The following is a 14,978-nucleotide window of genomic DNA, read 5'->3' on the forward strand; positions in this document are numbered from 1 at the left end:
TTCACAGGTAGCTGATCACCACCCCGGCGAAGATCAGCGCCCCCACGTAGTTGTTGTTGAGGAACGCCTGGAAGCATCCTTCCCGCGCCCGCTCCCGGATCAGCCGCTGCTGATAGACGAACAGCGCCGCCGCCGCCAGCAGCGACCAGTAGTAGCTGGATCCCAGCTCGCTCAGCTGGCCCACCAGCAGCAGGATCAGCAGGGTCAGCAGCTGAAGCGCGCCGATGATCCGCTTGTCGTGGCGGCCGAACAGGATGGCACTCGACTTGAGACCGAGCTTGAGGTCGTCGTCCCGGTCCACCATGGCGTACTCGGTGTCGTAGGCGATGGTCCACAGCAGGTTGGCGAGAAACACCAGCCAGGCCACGGCCGGCAGGGCGTTGGCCTGGGCCGCGTAGGCCATGGGAATGGACCAGGAGAAGGCCATGCCGAGCACCAGCTGGGGGATCTGGATGTAGCGCTTCATAAAGGGGTAGCAGACCGCCAGCAGCAGGGCCGCAAACGACAGGCCTATGGTGAGCGGGTTCATGGTCAGCACCAGTGCGAACGAGATGAGCGCCAGCACGGCGAACAGCGCCAGTACCTCCCGTGGCTTGACCTTGCCCATGGGCAGCGGTCGGCCGGCGGTACGCTTCACGTGACCGTCGAAGTTGCGATCCGCATAGTCATTGATGACGCAACCGGCGGAGCGCATCAGAAACACCCCCACCACGAACACCAGCAGGGTCCAGAGATCCGGCAGGCCATCGGCCGCCAGCCAGAGCGCCCACAGGGTCGGCCACAGCAGCAGCAGGGTACCGATGGGCTTGTCGATGCGAGCCAACTGCACGTAGGCCAGTCCCCGCTCCTTGGTTAACAGATTCACTCCAGCTCCTTGTTGCATGACAGAGAGGGCAAGAAGAGTTCATGGACCAGCAGTGGCCATTGCCCCAGAAACAGACGGGAACGGCGTCCCCACACGATGCCGGCCGGGCACCAGGGATTGCTCGCAATCTCGAAACAGGCCAGTTGCAGGTGATCGCGCCGGGCAGGCTCGTCACCGAAGATACGCTCACCCAGAGGCTGCTCGCCCAGCTCGCGCAAGCCGCTGTCAGGCAAGGCGGCCTCGGCGAACAGGGTCCAGCCCAGCAGGGCCGGCCCCCGATCACCGTGCAGGATCACCTCGCGGCACAGACCTGCCGGGTGATCGGCGGCCACCAGCTGCTGCTCGTCGGCATCGAGGGGGACGCTGCGGTTGCCGAGCAGTTGCACCGAAAAGTGGTGATTGTGGCGGCGCAGGCGCCGGGTCATGGAGTCCGCCTCCAGCAACCAGGGCAGCAAGGCCTCGGGCGGCTCGCACTGCGCGGGAGTCCGCCAGGGCTCCAGCCGGACAAGGGGAACAGTCAACTCGGACTTCACAGCTTCACCATCCGGAGATTTCCGTTATCAGGTTAAAATCCGGTTTATTATCCGTAAATCAATCGAGAATTGTAAGAACATCCGTGCTTGACGGCCCCGATGGCAACATCAAAAATGGGGTATCTCTTGCTGATGAGCCATCCATATGAAGCTATTCAAATTTCTGCTGGTGTTGTTGCTGAGCTGCGGTGCACTCCAGGCCTATGCCTCCGAAGGGGGGGAAGCACCCGCAGAAGGAGAAGCGGCGGCGGCCAAGCCGGGATTCCTCTACCACCTGCTGGATCCCGACATCATCACCAACTACCTGAGCGACGGTAAAACCCTCGGCTACGTCCGGGTGACGGTGGAGCTGATGGCCGAGAACGAGGCCGACCTCAAGCTGCTGGAGCAGCATGACCCCCTGATCCGCGACGCCATCATCCGCCTGATGGGCAGCAAGACCGCCGATCAGATCAAGTCTCTGGTCAGCCGCGAAGATCTGCGCAAGGAGTGCGAGACCCGGGCCAACGAGCTGCTGGTCAAAGAGAGCGGCAAGAAGGCGATACGCGAGCTCATCTTCACCAAATTCCTCTATCAGTAATGTCCCGTCATCACGAGCGGGCCATGCGATCATCCGGGCCCGCTCGCTGTTTTAGAAATGAAAATTGATTACACTAGGGCCCACTGAGTTGTCGAGGTAGTCGGAATGGGCAACAAGACCCTGTGTGAATGGCGTCGCAGCGAGATCCCGGCCGATCTCAAGACCCTGCGCAAAATCGTGCGCAAACCCAAGTTCGTCTGCGGCAAGTGTGCCCGCAGCGCCAACGACAAGAGCTATCTGTGTCAGCCGCTGCGGTTGAAAGAGAAAGAAGCCTGACCGGCTATTGATCGGTCCAGCCCTGGCGCCCCTGCTCGAACAACCGGCGCGCCTGGACGTCGTTGGGGCATACCCCGCGGTACTCCTCGCCGGAACGGCCTGCCAGATAGAGATGTTCCGGCCGGCAGTACCAGGCCAGCCCTTTCTGGTGTCCCTGTTTCCACAGCTCGGCATTCACCTTCTCGCCGCACTGGGCCTGATGGAATTCGACCCGCTCGGCGGTGAGGCCCAGCTTGCCATCCGCCTCCCCCACCTCGCTCCACACCTTCTCGCACGGATCATCCGAATGGGAGGAACAGCCCCCGAGCAGGGCGGCAAACACTATCACCGAGAGTCGCATAGTCATCCTTGAGTGTCGTTTGGGCAGTTCATTCTAGCCAGCCCGCCGCCGGCCTCCAAGTGCCCGCCCCCATTCCTGTGAGCCGCCCAAAAAAACAGGCGGGCCCGAGGCCCGCCTGTGTATTCAATACGCGGATTACTGGTCGTCGAGAGGGTCATCGTCCTGCCAGCTCTCGTCTTCCCATTCGTCCAGCTCGTCCTCCCAGGATTCCGGCTCCCACTCGTCGTCGAGGTCGTAATCCGGCTTGTGTCCACCCATGCTCATTCTCCTTGGATAGTGCACCCGCACTCAAAGTCTATCCAGAAAAATGGGGCTCGCCAGTCAGCGGGAGTTCAAAGTTTGACCAGGGTGCGGCCAGCAATCTTGCCCTGGGTGATGGCCTCGGCGGCCTCCACCACCTGCTCCAGCCCGATCTCGGTCACCGCCTGCGCGAAGAAGCTGGCCGGCAGATCCCGGGCCAGTCGCTGCCAGGCCAGCTGGCGACGTGCCAGCGGGCACATCACCGAGTCGACCCCTTGCAACCGCACGTTGCGCAGGATGAAAGGCATCACGCTGGTGGGCAGATCGAAACCGCCCGCCAGACCGCAGGCCGCCACGGCGCCGCCGTAGTTCATCTGGGCCAGCAGCTTGGCCAGCACCTGACTGCCGACACTGTCGATCGCCCCGGCCCACAGCTGCTTCTCGAGCGGCTTGGCAGGCTCCAGCAGCTCGCTGCGCGGCACGATGCGGCTGGCACCGAGCGCGGTCAGCATCTCGCCCTGCTCCTCGGGACGACCGGTCAGCGCCGCCACCTGATACCCCAGCGCGGCCAGCAGTGCGACCGCAGTGGAGCCCACCCCGCCGGCGGCGCCGGTCACCAGGATCTCGCCGCTCTGCGGGGTCACTCCCGCCTCTTCCAGCGCCAGCACGCAGAGCATGGCGGTCAGGCCGGCGGTGCCGATGCACATGGCCTGGCGCTCATCCAGCCCGGCCGGCAGCGGCACCAGCCAGTCGGCCTTGACCCGCGCCTGTTCGGCCATGCCGCCCCAGTGCCCTTCCCCCACACCCCAGCCGGTCAACACTACTTTGTCGCCCGGCTGATAACGCTCATCGGCAGACTCGAGCACGGTACCGGCGAAGTCGATGCCGGGCACCAGCGGCCACTGGCGCACTATCTTGCCCTTGCCGGTGATGGCCAGCCCGTCCTTGTAGTTGATGGAGCTGTAACTCACCGCCACCCGCACTTCGCCTTCCGGCAGCTGGCTCTCGCCCAGCCGGGTGAGGGTCGGTACCGTCTTGCCTTCTTGGTTTTCCAGTAACAGAGCCTTGAACATGGTTGCCTCTTTGATGAGTGTGAAAAGGGTCAGCTGCTTTGCCGCTTCTGCAGCTGGAAGTCGAGGGTCAGCGCCGAGCCCATGACGGGTTCACCGGCCAGCTGACGCAAGATGAGATCGGCCGCCTCCTGCCCCATCCGCTGATAGGGGATGCGAACCGAAGTGAGGGCCGGATAGCAGGCGCGCGCCACGTCCAGATCGTCGAAACCGGCGATGGCGAGCTTGCCCGGCACGTTCAGGTGGCGGCGTTGGCATTCGAACAGCACCCCGGCCGCCAGCTCGTCGTTGACGCAGACCAGCGCATCCAGCTCGGGCCAGCGCAGCAGGAACTCCCCCAGCATGGCCGCCCCGGTGCTGAAGCTGGGTCGCTCCGAGGTGTTGATGATGGCGTCGGGGGAGAGGTAGTTGTCCAGCAGCGCCTTCTGCCAGCCCTGCATGCGCTGCTGCAGCATCCACTGCTCCTGGCGGGCGCAGAGAAAACCGATATTGCGGTAGCCGCGCTCGATGAGGTGGCGGGTCAGCTGATAGCCGGCATCGAAGTTGGAGACCCCGACGTTCATGTCGATGGGGCTGCGGGCCATGGCCCCCACCTCCACCACCGGCAGGCGGGCCGCCTTCAGCCGCTGGCGGATGGTCTCGCCGGGATCGCTGCCAAACAGCACCACGGCCGCCGGATTGTGCTGCAAGAAACTGGTCAGCAGGCTCTCTTCCTGCTGTTTGAGGTGCTGGGCATCCCCCAGCATGATCTGGTAACCCTCCCGGCGCAGGCTCTGCTGCAGTCCGGCAATTACCTCGCCGCAGCCGCAGTCGGTCAGGCTGGGCACGATCACCACTATGGTCTGGGAGGTGGCGGACGCCAGCGCCCCCGCTGCCCGATTGGGGATATAGCCGAGTTCGTCCACCGCCGCTTCGATGCGCTCGCGCATCTTGTCGGACACCAGCTCGGGGGTGCGCAGGGCGCGCGACACCGTCATGGCCCCCACGCCAGCCAGCTGGGCCACATCGTTGAGGGTCACCCGACCCGTGCTACGGCGTTTCTTCGCTTCTGACATCCTTTCCCTTCCTCGGCATACGGGTGCTCACTTTAAGGCAAAAGCGGGGCACTGACTATTTGCTCAAACCGGATTTTACCCCCTTTGAAGCCGACAAGGGGCAGGATGAATCCCTTCTGTGAGAGAAATGATAGCGCTATCACAGTTCGATGTTAGCGCTATCTGGTAGCGCTAACTTTCGCGATCAGACTCACAGTTATCAGCCGGCAAGATCGCTAGATTGGCGCCATCTTATCCAGCCCGGACACTGCCATGCTGACCCAATTGCTGACCGAGGAGGTCATTTCCATCGAAGCGGGCGCCCGCGACTGGCGTCACGCCATCGAGCTGGCCACCGCCCCCCTGCTGGCCAACGGCACCATCGAGCCCTCCTATGTGGCGGCGCTCTACCGCTCCCACGAGGAGCTCGGCCCCTACTACGTGCTGGGCCCGGGCCTGGCCATGCCTCACGCCCGCCCGGAAGACGGCGTCAACCGGCTGGGACTGGCGCTGACCGTGTTGAAGGAGGGAGTCAACTTCGGCTCCGAGGGCAACGACCCGGTCCGGCTGCTGGTAACCCTGGCCGCCAGCGACAGCAACTCCCACGTGGAGACCATCGCCCAGCTGGCCGAGCTGTTCATGAATGAAGAAGACGTGGCGGCCATCATGGCGGCCACCAGCAAAGACGACATCTTGCGCATCCTGGCGCGTTATTGAGTGGCGCCCTGCGCCCGATAGAGGAAGAGAACATGAAGATTCTGGTTGTATGCGGACACGGCCTGGGTACCAGCCTGATGATGGAGATGAGCATCAAGAACATTCTCAAGGAGCTGGCCGTGACGGCCGAGGTGGATCACCGGGATCTCGCTTCCGCCGGCAGCGAGAGCGCCGAGATCTTTGTCGCCACCCGCGACATCGCCGAACAGCTGATCAGCATGGGGGTCGACGGCCGGCTGGTATCGCTGGACAACATGGTCGACAAGGCCGCCATGAAAGAAAAACTCGCCATCGCCCTGCGCGAGCTGGGCGCACTCTAACCCCTTTGCGACTGTCTGGGCGGCCGATGAGCCACCGCTTCCATCTGCTTGGAGCTGACCATGGAATTTTTCAATTTTCTGATGTTTGACGTGCTGTCGGAGCCGGCCGTGCTGGTTGGCCTGATCGCCCTCATCGGCCTGATCGCCCAGAAGAAACCGGTGACCGAGTGCATCAAGGGCACGGTCAAGACCATCATGGGCTTCGTCATCCTGGGGGCCGGCGCCACCCTGGTGGTGAACTCGCTGGGCGACTTCGCCACCATTTTCCAGCACGCTTTTGGCATCAAGGGGGTGGTGCCCAACAACGAGGCCATCGTCTCCATCGCCCAGCAGTCGTTCGGCAAGGAGATGGCGATGATCATGTTCTTCGCCATGCTGGTGAACATACTGATCGCCCGGCTTACCCCGTGGAAGTTCATCTTCCTGACCGGTCACCACACTCTCTTCATGTCGATGATGGTGGCAGCCATCCTCTCGGCTGGCGGCATGAGCGGTATCCCGCTCATCGCGGTGGGCAGCCTGGTGGTCGGCGTGACCATGGTGCTGTTCCCGGCCCTTGCCCACCCCTACATGAAGCAGATCACCGGCTCCGATGACGTGGCGCTCGGCCACTTCTCCACCTGCTCCTACGTGCTGGCCGGCTGGATCGGCGCCAAGTTCGGCAACAAGGCCCACAGCAGCGAAGAGGTGCAGGTGCCCAAGAGCCTGCTGTTCCTGCGCGATACCCCGGTGGCCATCTCCTTCACCATGGGGATCATCTTCCTTATCACCTCTCTGTTTGCCGGTGCGGATTACGTCTCGGAAGTCGCCAAGGGCAAGCACTGGTTCATGTTCTCCCTGATGCAGTCCATCACCTTCGCCGCCGGGGTCTACGTGATCCTGCAGGGGGTGAGGATGGTCATCGCCGAAATAGTGCCGGCCTTCAAGGGGATCTCCGACAAGCTGGTGCCCAACGCCAAGCCGGCGCTGGACTGCCCCATCGTCTTCCCCTACGCCCCCAATGCGGTGCTGATCGGCTTCCTGTCGAGCTTTGCCGCCGGCCTGGTGGGCATGGTGCTGCTCTACCTGCTGGGGCTCACCGTCATCATTCCGGGCGTGGTGCCGCACTTCTTCGTCGGCGCGGCGGCCGGGGTGTTCGGCAACGCCACCGGCGGCCGTCGCGGCGCCATGCTGGGGGATCTCGGCTTTGCCAACACCACCTTCAGCGATGCCGACTTCGGCGTGGTGGGGATCCTGCTTGGCCTGATCATGCGCTGAGCCGGTCTCTGAAATGAAAAACGGAGCGCGAAGCGCTCCGTTTTTTTATGCCCTCGACTCCCGACTCAATCGTTCTCCAGGCTGGCGAGGCAGTGGGAAAGGGTGCGTGCCAGCGCCCCCTGGTTGCGCAGCACCACGGCGCGGGCCTGCTCGCCCATCTCCCGGCGCCGGCTCTCGTCGGCCAGCAGCGCGCTCACCTGCTCCCCCAGCTCGGCGGCATCGGCCACCACGGCGGCGCCACCCTGGGCCACCAGCTGGCGGGTGATGTCGCTGAAGTTGAAGTAGGCGGGGCCGCTCAGACAGGGTTTGCCGAGCGCCGCCGGCTCCAGCAGGTTGTGGCCGCCCACCTTGACCAGGCTGCCGCCGACGAAGGCCACATCGGCCGCCGCCAGCATCAGCGGCAGCTCGCCCATGGTATCCCCCAGGTAGACCTTGTCGCGCTCGCCCACCGCACTGCCCGCCGTGCGCCGCACGCAGCCGTAGGGGGCGCACAGCGCCGCCACCCGCTCGAACCGCTCGGGGTGGCGCGGCACCAGAATGAGCAGCGCAGCGGGATGACGTTTGAGCAACAGATCAAAGGCGGCCAGCACCTGTTCGTCCTCTCCCTGATGGGTGCTGGCGGCAATCCAGACCGGCCGCTCCGCCCCCAACAACTGGCGCAGGGCACGACCTTTGGCCTGCACCTGCTCATCGAGCTGAATGTCGAACTTGATGGAGCCGGTCACCGCCAGCCGCTCGCGTCCCACTCCCAGCCGATGAAAGCGATCCGCGTCGTCCTGGTGCTGGCAGAGCAGGTGGGTCAGCGGCCGGCTGAGAGCATCGAAGGCGCCCTGAAAACGGGCGTAACGCCGGCAGGATCGCTCCGAGAGGCGGGCATTGATGATGGTCACCGGCAGGTGACGCGCCTCGCAGGCCGCCAGCCAGTTTGGCCACAGTTCGGTTTCCATCACCCAGAGCGCGCGCGGTTTGACGGCCTTGAGGAACGCCGCCACCGCCCAGGGGTAATCGAGCGGCGCGTAGCGGTGCTCCACCAGATCCCCCAGCCTGGCAGCCTGCTCGGCGCCGGTGCGGGTGGTGGTGGTGAGCAGGATCGGCAAGAAGGGCCGCTCGGCCTTGAGGGCGCGGATGAAGGGGCTGATGGCCAGCGTCTCCCCCACGCTCACCGCATGGATCCAGAGCGGCGCCTCCTGCCCGGTGGCGGGCGTTAGCCCCAGGTGCTCGCTCCAGCGCTTGCCAAAACCGGGCTTGCCCCTCTTCGGCTTGTAGAGCGCCAGCAATGCCAGCGGCAGCCCCAGGTGGATCAGCAGGTTGTAGAGCAGCCGGTAGCCCATGCTAGTACGGCTCCCTGCGCTTGCCCGGCTCGGCGACAAAACGGGGCGGTTCGCCGGGCGCCAGCGGCGGGGCCGGCGTCTCGCTGCACTCCAGCCGGCGGCCGGCCTCGATGACCTGCTCCGGCATCAGCTCGATCAGGCACTTGAGGTGACCGAACTTGCAGGTGCGCTTGAAGCAGGGGCGGCACTCGATGTCGGTGTGGACGATCTCGACCCGGTCCGCCAGCGGCGGGGTGTAGAGCGGCGAGGTGGAGCCATAGACCCCGATCAGCGGCCGGTTGAGGGCGGCGGCGACGTGCATCAGGCCGGAGTCGTTGGCGATCACCCGCCCGGCCAGCGCCATCAGGTCGATCGCCTCGTACAGGCTGGTCTTGCCCGCCAGCACGTGGCAGTTGGGGCGCGACAGCGGGTTGATCCGGTCGCGGATGGTGTTGGCCACCGCCGCGTCCTTGCCGGAGCCGAAGATCCACACCTGCCAGCCCTCGTCGAGGTGCTTTTGTGCCACCACAGCGTAGTGGCCCTCCGGCCAGCGCTTGGCCGGGCCGAACTCGGCCCCCGGGCAGAGCACCAGCACCGGACGGGCGCGATCCAGCCCGAGCCGCGCCAGCGCCTTCTCCTGATTGACGAGATCGACGTTGAGGGCCGGCTGGGGAATGGTCGGGATGTCGGCCCGGCTCTTCATCTGCGCCTTGGGATAGGCCAGTGCCAGGTAGGCCTCCACCATCAGCGGAAAAGCGGACTTGTTGCTGCGCATGTCGTTGAGCAGACCGAAGCGGTGCTCGCCCTTCCAGCCGGTGCGCACCGGGATGCGGGCAAACCAGGGGATCAGCGCCGACTTCATGGAGTTGGGCTGGATGATGGCCTGATCGTACTTTTCGGCCGCCAGCTGCTTGCCGAGCCGACGGCGGGCTCCCAGCTTGAAGTCGCCGTGGCCGAGCGGCATCGGGATGGCCTTGTCCACCTCCGGCATCCGCTCCAGCAGGGCACCACACCAGGCGGGCGCCATCACGTGCAGCTCGCTGTCGGGGTGGTTGGCCTTGATCGCCTTGTAGAGGCTCTGGGACATCACCATGTCGCCGACCCAGGAGGGGCCGATCACCAATATTTTCATCTCGCACTTCTCCAGGGCCACGCCCTGCGGTTAATCGTTGCTGGCCGAGATTATGCCCGAAGAATGGCCCGAGAAATAACAGAAGATCCCGCTGCCATGCATCCTGGCGCCAAAAAACAACCCATTTGAAACCGACGCGTATCCCGCCGCCGGAACCATGCTCCGCCTGCCGTTTTAGGCTAGAATGGGCGCCAATTTGAGCATGGCCCGCCAGGCGGGCGCCAACAAGAGCCTTTAATACGTGAACAAACCGACTCTGGCGGCTGTCCTTATCGTCAAGAATGAAGCCGACAACCTGCGCCCCTGCCTCGCCTCCCTCGACGGACTGGTCGACGAGATCGTCATCATGGACTCCGGCAGCCAAGACGAGACCCCGGCCATCGCCGCCGAATTCGGCGCCCGCTTCTTCGTCAACCCGGTGTGGCCGGGCTTCGGCCGCCAGCGCCGGCTCGCCCAGTCCCACGTGCAATCCGACTGGGTGCTGTGGCTGGATGCGGACGAGCGACTCACCCCCGAGCTGAAAGCCGCCATCGCCGCCGTCATGGCCAACCCGGCCAGCGACACCATCTACTCGATCCCGCGCCTCTCCTGGGTGTTCGGCCGTTTCATCCGCCACAGCGGCTGGTACCCGGACCGGGTGCTGCGCCTCTATCCCAAGGCGCTCACCAGCTACAACGAGGTGCTGGTGCACGAGAAGGTGGAGGTACGTGCCAACATGAAGATCGTCAACCTGCACGGCGACCTGCTCCACTTCACCTATCGGGATCTGGAGCACTACCTGGTCAAGTCCGCCGGCTATGCCCGCGCCTGGGCCGATCAGCGCACCGCCCGCGGCAAGAAGGGCTCCCTCGGCCAGGGGCTGGTGCACGCGCTGGGCTGTTTCCTCAAGATGTACCTGCTCAAGGCCGGCTTCCTCGACGGCAAGCAGGGGCTCCTGCTGGCCATACTGTCGGCCCACTCCACCTTCGTGAAGTACGCCGACCTCTGGATCCGCCAGCAGCCGCAGGCACCGGAACAGGCTGACAAGTAAACCGCCGTAGACGGGCGCTGCCAGCGAGCAGCCCCCCATATGAGACAGGGCCCTTGAAGGGCCCTGTCTGCATTTACGCTATCCGCTATCACTGCTCGCTGCGCCAGAACGGCGGCGCCCAGCGGGCGATCGCCGCCGCCATGGTCTTGGGATCGAGCTGGCTCATGTCTTCCGGGTGATCGCTGTCTTCCGGCGGGCTGAACGCCAGGTGGCGCCCCTCGCTGTTGAGCGGACGCCAGCGCAGCGGCGTTGCCGAGCGGTGCGCCGGGAAGAAGCCGATGGTGGGCACATCCAGCGCCGCGGCGATGTGCAGCGGCCCTGTGCTGCCTGCCACGAACAGGGCGGCGTTGGCCATCACCTGGCAGAACTTGGGCAGCCCCTCCTCGGAGCGGTAGATCCAGCCGTTGCCACCGTGGGCCAGCAGCTCGGCCGCCAGCTGTTCGGCGATCTTCTCCTCCCCCGGCCCCGCAGTCAGAATGCACTGCAGCTCGGGACAGGCCTGGTTGAGCTTGATGATGAGGCGGGCGTACTGCTCGATGGAGAGGTTGTTGGCCGAGCCGCCGCTGCCGGCATGCACCATCAGCCAGGGGCGACCGGCATCGAGCCGCAGGCGGGCGGCAACCTGCTCGCGTACCTGTTGCAGGCTCTTCGCATCGAAGCTGAGGTAGGGGCCCTGCGGCTCCACCGCGCTCACCTGCTGGTCGGCAAGGAAACGGCGCACCAGATCCAGGTTGTATTCGTACTCCGGCTTCTGGGAGCGGGAGCGGCGCTGGATCAGGCGCTGGTTGTAGAGCACCTGGGCCAGCTTGGTGGCCGGCGCCAGCCGGTAGGGAATGTGCGCCTTCCACACCAGCATGGCATTGCGGGAGTTGGAGAAGAGGCAGATGGAGGCATCGAAGGCGGCCGCCTTGATGCGTGCCTGCAAGGCACGTTGTTGTTCCTTGTCGGCCCGTGAGCCCGGATCCAGGATGATCTCGTCAATCCAGGGGCAGAGGCGGGCCAGCGGCGCCGTGTAGGCGGGAACCAGGGCAGTCACATGACACTCCATGGAGCGCTTGAGCATGGCAAAACTCGGCCAGGCCAGCATGAAGTCACCAATCTTGTCATTGCGGACTACCAGAATACGTTTCATAAAAAATCCCTTTGCTCCCTGTCACCAACGCAAGGAGGCTTGATGCGCGATGCGGTATTCTTGCCTGATGTATCGCTATTCTCAAGCGAAGACGCCCGTCGGTGCTGATTTGACGCGGCAAAGCCGCCATCGGGGCGCCAAAACTCGCCCCAAGGCGGTCGCGCCAATCCCCCAACAGACCCTATAATGCGACCAAATTTCCCGGTTGCAGGAATCAGCAGCATGACCAACAAGGTAATCTATCCCGGCACCTTCGATCCCGTCACCAACGGCCACACCGATCTCATCGGCCGGGCCGCCAGACTGTTTGACCAGGTGGTGGTCGGGGTGGCCAACAGCCCGAGCAAGCGGCCGCTGTTCGATCTGGACGAGCGGGTGCAGCTGGCCCGCCAGGTAACCGCCCACCTTCCCAACGTCAAGGTGGTCGGCTTCTCCGGCCTGCTGGTGGATTTCGCCAGGGAGCAGCAGGCCAACGTGCTGATCCGCGGTCTGCGCGCCGTCTCCGACTTCGAATACGAGTTTCAGCTGGCCAACATGAATCGCCGCCTGATGCCGGAGCTGGAGAGCGTGTTCCTCACCCCGGCCGAGGAGAACTCCTTCATCTCCTCCACCCTGGTGAAGGAGGTCGCCCTGCACGGCGGCGACATTCGTCAATTCGTCGACCCCATAGTGGCGGCCGCCATCAAGGCCAAACAGACCAGATAACAACGAAACAGGCTACCCGAGGGTAGCCTGTTTGCTGTTGGCAGCTGCCTCAGCCCGCCAGACGCGGGCCCAGCAGCTGCTGGCCTGCCAGGGTCAGCTGATCGAGCCACTCGTAGCGGCGCCGGTACATGGCCCGCTTCTTGGAGGCGATCTCCTCCAGCGGTTTGCGCTGGGCGGGCTGCAGCCGCACGAAGTTGGCGTCCAGATCGGTGGCGCCGAACTCCTGCCACAGCTCGTCATAGTCCGCCTGCAGACAGGCCTTCTTCTTCTTGCTGTAGCGCCGGGCCTGATAGATGTGGGCCTTCATCCGCACCGCCGAGATATGCTCGGCCTGCATCGCCTCGGCCAGCTGCATCACCAGCATCACCACCAGCGACTTGGGCCGCACACCGTGGCCCTCCTTGGTCAGCGCACGCACCTTGTCCTGTGCCTGCTCGATGCAGGGCTCCGGGCCCTGTACCGAACCGATCACCACCGCCAGCTGGTTGGGGGTGCCGGCCAGCGAGAAGGCGCAGCTGTAGAGCCGCTTGCCCTGCGGGTCGACGATGGAGAGGGCCAGCTCAGCCTCGCGGCGGAAGGTGCCGTCGTGGCGCAGCACGATGCGGCAGCCGCTCTCGGGATAACGGCCAAGCTCGATGCCATCCCCCAGATAGAGCGGGTCGATCAGATCCGGGTAGCGAGCCAGCATCAGCCGATAGTGGTTTTCCAGCATCTCGGCCCGCTCGGTCGCGGTGGAGCCGGCGAAGCGATAGGGTCGCATCGGCTTGTCGAGCAGCTCGGGATAGTGGGCAGGCAGGGCCTTGAGCGGTTCGGCCTGGAACAGCTCGAACACCCGGCTCAGCTGTTGCCGATAGAGCAGGCTGCGCAGCACAAACTTGGCGCGATTGAAGGTCTTGCGGGCGCTGTCATCGGGATAGAGGAAGCGCGCCATTTTTTGGGCACAATAGTGCCCCTGCCGGGACAAATGGTCCCAGTCTATTGATTTAGCTGTCATTTTATTGTCTCAAACCGCCTGAACGGCCGAGATAGTAGTGACGGGCGAGCAAATATTCAACAGACTGGAAATACTCTCTTACAACTTGGCCGTTTCAGGCCGAAAAAACCGCGATTCAGCGCTGACAGTGGGAGCAGAACACGGTCGTGCGCTGCCCCAGCCGGATTTCGCTGAGCAGGGTGTGGCAGTGAAAACAGGGCTGGCCACCCCGCCCGTACACCTGCAGCTGCTGCACGAAATAACCCGGTTTGCCGTCCGCACTGGTGAAATCCTTGAGGGTGGTGCCCCCCTGCCGAATCGCCTCGGCCAGCACCCGCTTTATCTCCCCTACCAGGGTGCCCAGCCGCTCGGCGCTGATATTGCCCGCCGCCCGCTTGGGATGAATGCCGGCGGCATAGAGCGCCTCGTTGGCGTAGATGTTGCCCACCCCGACCACCACCTGGTTGTCCATCAGGAAGGTCTTGATGGCGGTGCTGCGCCCCTTGGCGCGCTCACGCAGGTAATCGGCGTTGAACGCGTCGGTGAGCGGCTCAGGCCCCAGCTTGGCCAGCAGCGCATGCGCCTCAGCCGGCTCGCGGGTCCACAGCAGGGCACCGAAGCGGCGCGGATCGTTGAGCCGCAGCAGCTTGCCGTTCTCGAGCTCGATATCCACGTGATCGTGCTTCTCGGCCGGGGTGCCGATGTCCAACACCCGCAGGCTGCCCGACATGCCCAGATGGAGGATGGCGGTACCGAAGTCGGTCTCCAGCAGCAGGTACTTGGCGCGGCGGCTGACCCGGTGGATGGTGAGGTCCACCAGCTCCTGGATCTCTCCCGGCACCGGCCAGCGCAGACGGCCGTCCCGCACCACCACCCGGGTGACCTTGATGCCGGTAAGCCAGGGCGAGATGCCCTGGCGGCTGACTTCGACTTCCGGTAATTCAGGCATGGGATCCTCGTGCTGACGCTGAAAAATGGGTTAGGGAGCGGGGCGCAGCAGGCTGCGGTACTGCTCCTGGCTCAGGCTGAGCCAGGTCGAGGGGGGCAGCAGGGCGGCAAACTTGCCGTCATCCTGATAGAGGCCCACCTCGATGGGGTCGCTCTGGCCGGCGACCCAGATCTTGAGGGTAACCGGATTGCCGCGCACGGCTTCACCGGGTGGCAGCAGCCAGCCCTGCCAGGCCTCGATGTGCGCCGCCAGCTGGGTACTGTCGAGCCCCAGATCCGGCCCGCTGCGCCAGCCCTGCCCGATGCGCTCTATCTGCCAGCTCGGCCCCTGCCAGGTGAGCACAACGGCGCTCTCCGGCAACAGCGGACGCGCCCGCTTGGCGCTGTTTTCCTGCTGGGCAATCTCCAGCCGGTGCAACAGGGTGATCACGATCAGCACCACCACAATGATCACGTTGTTCCAGCCTCTGCGGCTCAATTTGAACATGACAAGCCTCCCTTCGAACCGGCAGTGTA

The 14,978-nt window shown here is 64.5% G+C and carries 19 protein-coding genes; 7 read left to right on the forward strand and 12 right to left on the reverse strand.

Going from position 1 to position 14,978, the window contains the following annotated elements:
• Position 1 precedes the first annotated feature (1 nt).
• Together ubiA and I6L38_RS18445 are read right to left on the reverse strand one after the other, a co-directional pair.
• Positions 2-865, reverse strand: a complete 864-nt coding sequence (gene ubiA / locus I6L38_RS18440; protein ID WP_017780823.1) for a 4-hydroxybenzoate octaprenyltransferase — start codon at positions 863-865, stop codon at positions 2-4.
• Positions 862-1,398, reverse strand: coding sequence for a chorismate lyase (locus tag I6L38_RS18445; RefSeq protein ID WP_005307556.1), 537 nt, complete (start codon positions 1,396-1,398; stop codon positions 862-864). Before I6L38_RS18445 ends, ubiA begins: the two co-directional genes overlap by 4 nt.
• 145 nt (positions 1,399-1,543) lie before the next feature.
• On the opposite strand from I6L38_RS18445, the gene I6L38_RS18450 reads away from it, so the two are divergent.
• Positions 1,544-1,978 carry a flagellar basal body-associated FliL family protein gene (locus I6L38_RS18450; protein ID WP_005307553.1) on the forward strand — a complete coding sequence of 145 codons (435 nt, stop codon included), beginning with the start codon at positions 1,544-1,546 and terminating at the stop codon, positions 1,976-1,978.
• Between the two features lie 105 nt (positions 1,979-2,083).
• Complete coding sequence (locus I6L38_RS18455) at positions 2,084-2,254, forward strand: hypothetical protein (protein ID WP_005307551.1); 171 nt, start codon at positions 2,084-2,086, stop codon at positions 2,252-2,254.
• A gap of 4 nt (positions 2,255-2,258) precedes the next feature.
• Here the strand turns inward: I6L38_RS18455 and I6L38_RS18460 are convergent, their stop codons facing one another.
• From I6L38_RS18460 to I6L38_RS18470, 4 genes are all read right to left on the reverse strand, one after another.
• Entirely contained in the window at positions 2,259-2,594 is a 336-nt protein-coding gene (locus I6L38_RS18460) for a DUF2799 domain-containing protein (protein ID WP_026141784.1), read from the reverse strand.
• A 135-nt stretch (positions 2,595-2,729) separates the two neighbouring features.
• Complete coding sequence (locus tag I6L38_RS22750; RefSeq protein WP_005307545.1) at positions 2,730-2,852, reverse strand: hypothetical protein; 123 nt, start codon at positions 2,850-2,852, stop codon at positions 2,730-2,732.
• 74 nt (positions 2,853-2,926) lie between these two features.
• The gene (locus I6L38_RS18465) at positions 2,927-3,907 is read right to left on the reverse strand and encodes an MDR family oxidoreductase (protein ID WP_017766512.1); all 981 of its coding nucleotides are present in this window, start codon (positions 3,905-3,907) and stop codon (positions 2,927-2,929) included.
• Between the two features lie 29 nt (positions 3,908-3,936).
• Positions 3,937-4,959 carry a LacI family DNA-binding transcriptional regulator gene (locus I6L38_RS18470; protein ID WP_017766511.1) on the reverse strand — a complete coding sequence of 341 codons (1,023 nt, stop codon included), beginning with the start codon at positions 4,957-4,959 and terminating at the stop codon, positions 3,937-3,939.
• A 252-nt stretch (positions 4,960-5,211) separates the two neighbouring features.
• On the opposite strand from I6L38_RS18470, the gene I6L38_RS18475 reads away from it, so the two are divergent.
• The 3 genes from I6L38_RS18475 to I6L38_RS18485 are packed head-to-tail and all read left to right on the forward strand — an operon-like array spanning position 5,212 to position 7,232.
• The gene (locus I6L38_RS18475; RefSeq protein WP_005307534.1) at positions 5,212-5,655 is read left to right on the forward strand and encodes a PTS sugar transporter subunit IIA; all 444 of its coding nucleotides are present in this window, start codon (positions 5,212-5,214) and stop codon (positions 5,653-5,655) included.
• A 32-nt stretch (positions 5,656-5,687) separates the two neighbouring features.
• The gene (locus tag I6L38_RS18480) at positions 5,688-5,975 is read left to right on the forward strand and encodes a PTS sugar transporter subunit IIB (RefSeq protein WP_201889775.1); all 288 of its coding nucleotides are present in this window, start codon (positions 5,688-5,690) and stop codon (positions 5,973-5,975) included.
• Positions 5,976-6,035: 60 nt separating this feature from the next.
• Positions 6,036-7,232, forward strand: a complete 1,197-nt coding sequence (locus I6L38_RS18485; protein WP_201889776.1) for a PTS ascorbate transporter subunit IIC — start codon at positions 6,036-6,038, stop codon at positions 7,230-7,232.
• 65 nt (positions 7,233-7,297) lie between these two features.
• Here the strand turns inward: I6L38_RS18485 and waaA are convergent, their stop codons facing one another.
• Together waaA and waaF are read right to left on the reverse strand one after the other, a co-directional pair.
• A complete protein-coding gene (waaA, locus tag I6L38_RS18490; protein ID WP_201889777.1) occupies positions 7,298-8,563 on the reverse strand; it encodes a lipid IV(A) 3-deoxy-D-manno-octulosonic acid transferase in 1,266 nt (421 codons plus the stop codon).
• 1 nt (position 8,564) lies between these two features.
• The gene (waaF, locus tag I6L38_RS18495; RefSeq protein ID WP_216988824.1) at positions 8,565-9,674 is read right to left on the reverse strand and encodes a lipopolysaccharide heptosyltransferase II; all 1,110 of its coding nucleotides are present in this window, start codon (positions 9,672-9,674) and stop codon (positions 8,565-8,567) included.
• A 241-nt stretch (positions 9,675-9,915) separates the two neighbouring features.
• Here waaF and I6L38_RS18500 point away from each other — a divergent pair, with 241 nt between their 5' ends.
• Positions 9,916-10,704, forward strand: a complete 789-nt coding sequence (locus I6L38_RS18500; protein WP_043171447.1) for a glycosyltransferase family 2 protein — start codon at positions 9,916-9,918, stop codon at positions 10,702-10,704.
• A gap of 88 nt (positions 10,705-10,792) precedes the next feature.
• Here I6L38_RS18500 and I6L38_RS18505 read toward each other — a convergent pair whose 3' ends face one another.
• Positions 10,793-11,836 carry a glycosyltransferase family 9 protein gene (locus I6L38_RS18505; protein WP_010635522.1) on the reverse strand — a complete coding sequence of 348 codons (1,044 nt, stop codon included), beginning with the start codon at positions 11,834-11,836 and terminating at the stop codon, positions 10,793-10,795.
• A 222-nt stretch (positions 11,837-12,058) separates the two neighbouring features.
• Here I6L38_RS18505 and coaD point away from each other — a divergent pair, with 222 nt between their 5' ends.
• Positions 12,059-12,541: a pantetheine-phosphate adenylyltransferase gene (coaD, locus tag I6L38_RS18510; protein WP_010635523.1), complete on the forward strand. Its 483-nt coding sequence runs from the start codon at positions 12,059-12,061 to the stop codon at positions 12,539-12,541.
• A 49-nt stretch (positions 12,542-12,590) separates the two neighbouring features.
• Here coaD and I6L38_RS18515 read toward each other — a convergent pair whose 3' ends face one another.
• From I6L38_RS18515 to I6L38_RS18525, 3 genes are all read right to left on the reverse strand, one after another.
• Positions 12,591-13,472, reverse strand: a complete 882-nt coding sequence (locus I6L38_RS18515; RefSeq protein ID WP_043171445.1) for a VirK/YbjX family protein — start codon at positions 13,470-13,472, stop codon at positions 12,591-12,593.
• Positions 13,473-13,650: 178 nt separating this feature from the next.
• Positions 13,651-14,463, reverse strand: coding sequence for a bifunctional DNA-formamidopyrimidine glycosylase/DNA-(apurinic or apyrimidinic site) lyase (mutM, locus tag I6L38_RS18520; RefSeq protein ID WP_010635525.1), 813 nt, complete (start codon positions 14,461-14,463; stop codon positions 13,651-13,653).
• Positions 14,464-14,493: 30 nt separating this feature from the next.
• Positions 14,494-14,949 carry a hypothetical protein gene (locus I6L38_RS18525; protein WP_005307503.1) on the reverse strand — a complete coding sequence of 152 codons (456 nt, stop codon included), beginning with the start codon at positions 14,947-14,949 and terminating at the stop codon, positions 14,494-14,496.
• Positions 14,950-14,978: the final 29 nt, after the last annotated feature.

The sequence above is a fragment of the Aeromonas sp. FDAARGOS 1408 genome, from assembly GCF_019048665.1.
Lineage (GTDB): Bacteria > Pseudomonadota > Gammaproteobacteria > Enterobacterales > Aeromonadaceae > Aeromonas > Aeromonas dhakensis.

Coding starts and splice junctions, on each gene's coding strand:
- I6L38_RS18450 (WP_005307553.1), top strand. CDS start 1,544: ATGAAGCTATTCAAATTTCTGCTGGTGTTGTTGCTGAGCTGCGGTGCA.
- I6L38_RS18455 (WP_005307551.1), top strand. CDS start 2,084: ATGGGCAACAAGACCCTGTGTGAATGGCGTCGCAGCGAGATCCCGGCC.
- I6L38_RS18460 (WP_026141784.1), bottom strand. CDS start 2,594: ATGCGACTCTCGGTGATAGTGTTTGCCGCCCTGCTCGGGGGCTGTTCC.
- I6L38_RS22750 (WP_005307545.1), bottom strand. CDS start 2,852: ATGGGTGGACACAAGCCGGATTACGACCTCGACGACGAGTGGGAGCCG.
- I6L38_RS18465 (WP_017766512.1), bottom strand. CDS start 3,907: ATGTTCAAGGCTCTGTTACTGGAAAACCAAGAAGGCAAGACGGTACCG.
- I6L38_RS18470 (WP_017766511.1), bottom strand. CDS start 4,959: ATGTCAGAAGCGAAGAAACGCCGTAGCACGGGTCGGGTGACCCTCAAC.
- I6L38_RS18475 (WP_005307534.1), top strand. CDS start 5,212: ATGCTGACCCAATTGCTGACCGAGGAGGTCATTTCCATCGAAGCGGGC.
- I6L38_RS18480 (WP_201889775.1), top strand. CDS start 5,688: ATGAAGATTCTGGTTGTATGCGGACACGGCCTGGGTACCAGCCTGATG.
- I6L38_RS18485 (WP_201889776.1), top strand. CDS start 6,036: ATGGAATTTTTCAATTTTCTGATGTTTGACGTGCTGTCGGAGCCGGCC.
- waaA (WP_201889777.1), bottom strand. CDS start 8,563: ATGGGCTACCGGCTGCTCTACAACCTGCTGATCCACCTGGGGCTGCCG.
- waaF (WP_216988824.1), bottom strand. CDS start 9,674: ATGAAAATATTGGTGATCGGCCCCTCCTGGGTCGGCGACATGGTGATG.
- I6L38_RS18505 (WP_010635522.1), bottom strand. CDS start 11,836: ATGAAACGTATTCTGGTAGTCCGCAATGACAAGATTGGTGACTTCATG.
- coaD (WP_010635523.1), top strand. CDS start 12,059: ATGACCAACAAGGTAATCTATCCCGGCACCTTCGATCCCGTCACCAAC.
- I6L38_RS18515 (WP_043171445.1), bottom strand. CDS start 13,472: ATGGCGCGCTTCCTCTATCCCGATGACAGCGCCCGCAAGACCTTCAAT.
- mutM (WP_010635525.1), bottom strand. CDS start 14,463: ATGCCTGAATTACCGGAAGTCGAAGTCAGCCGCCAGGGCATCTCGCCC.
- I6L38_RS18525 (WP_005307503.1), bottom strand. CDS start 14,949: ATGTTCAAATTGAGCCGCAGAGGCTGGAACAACGTGATCATTGTGGTG.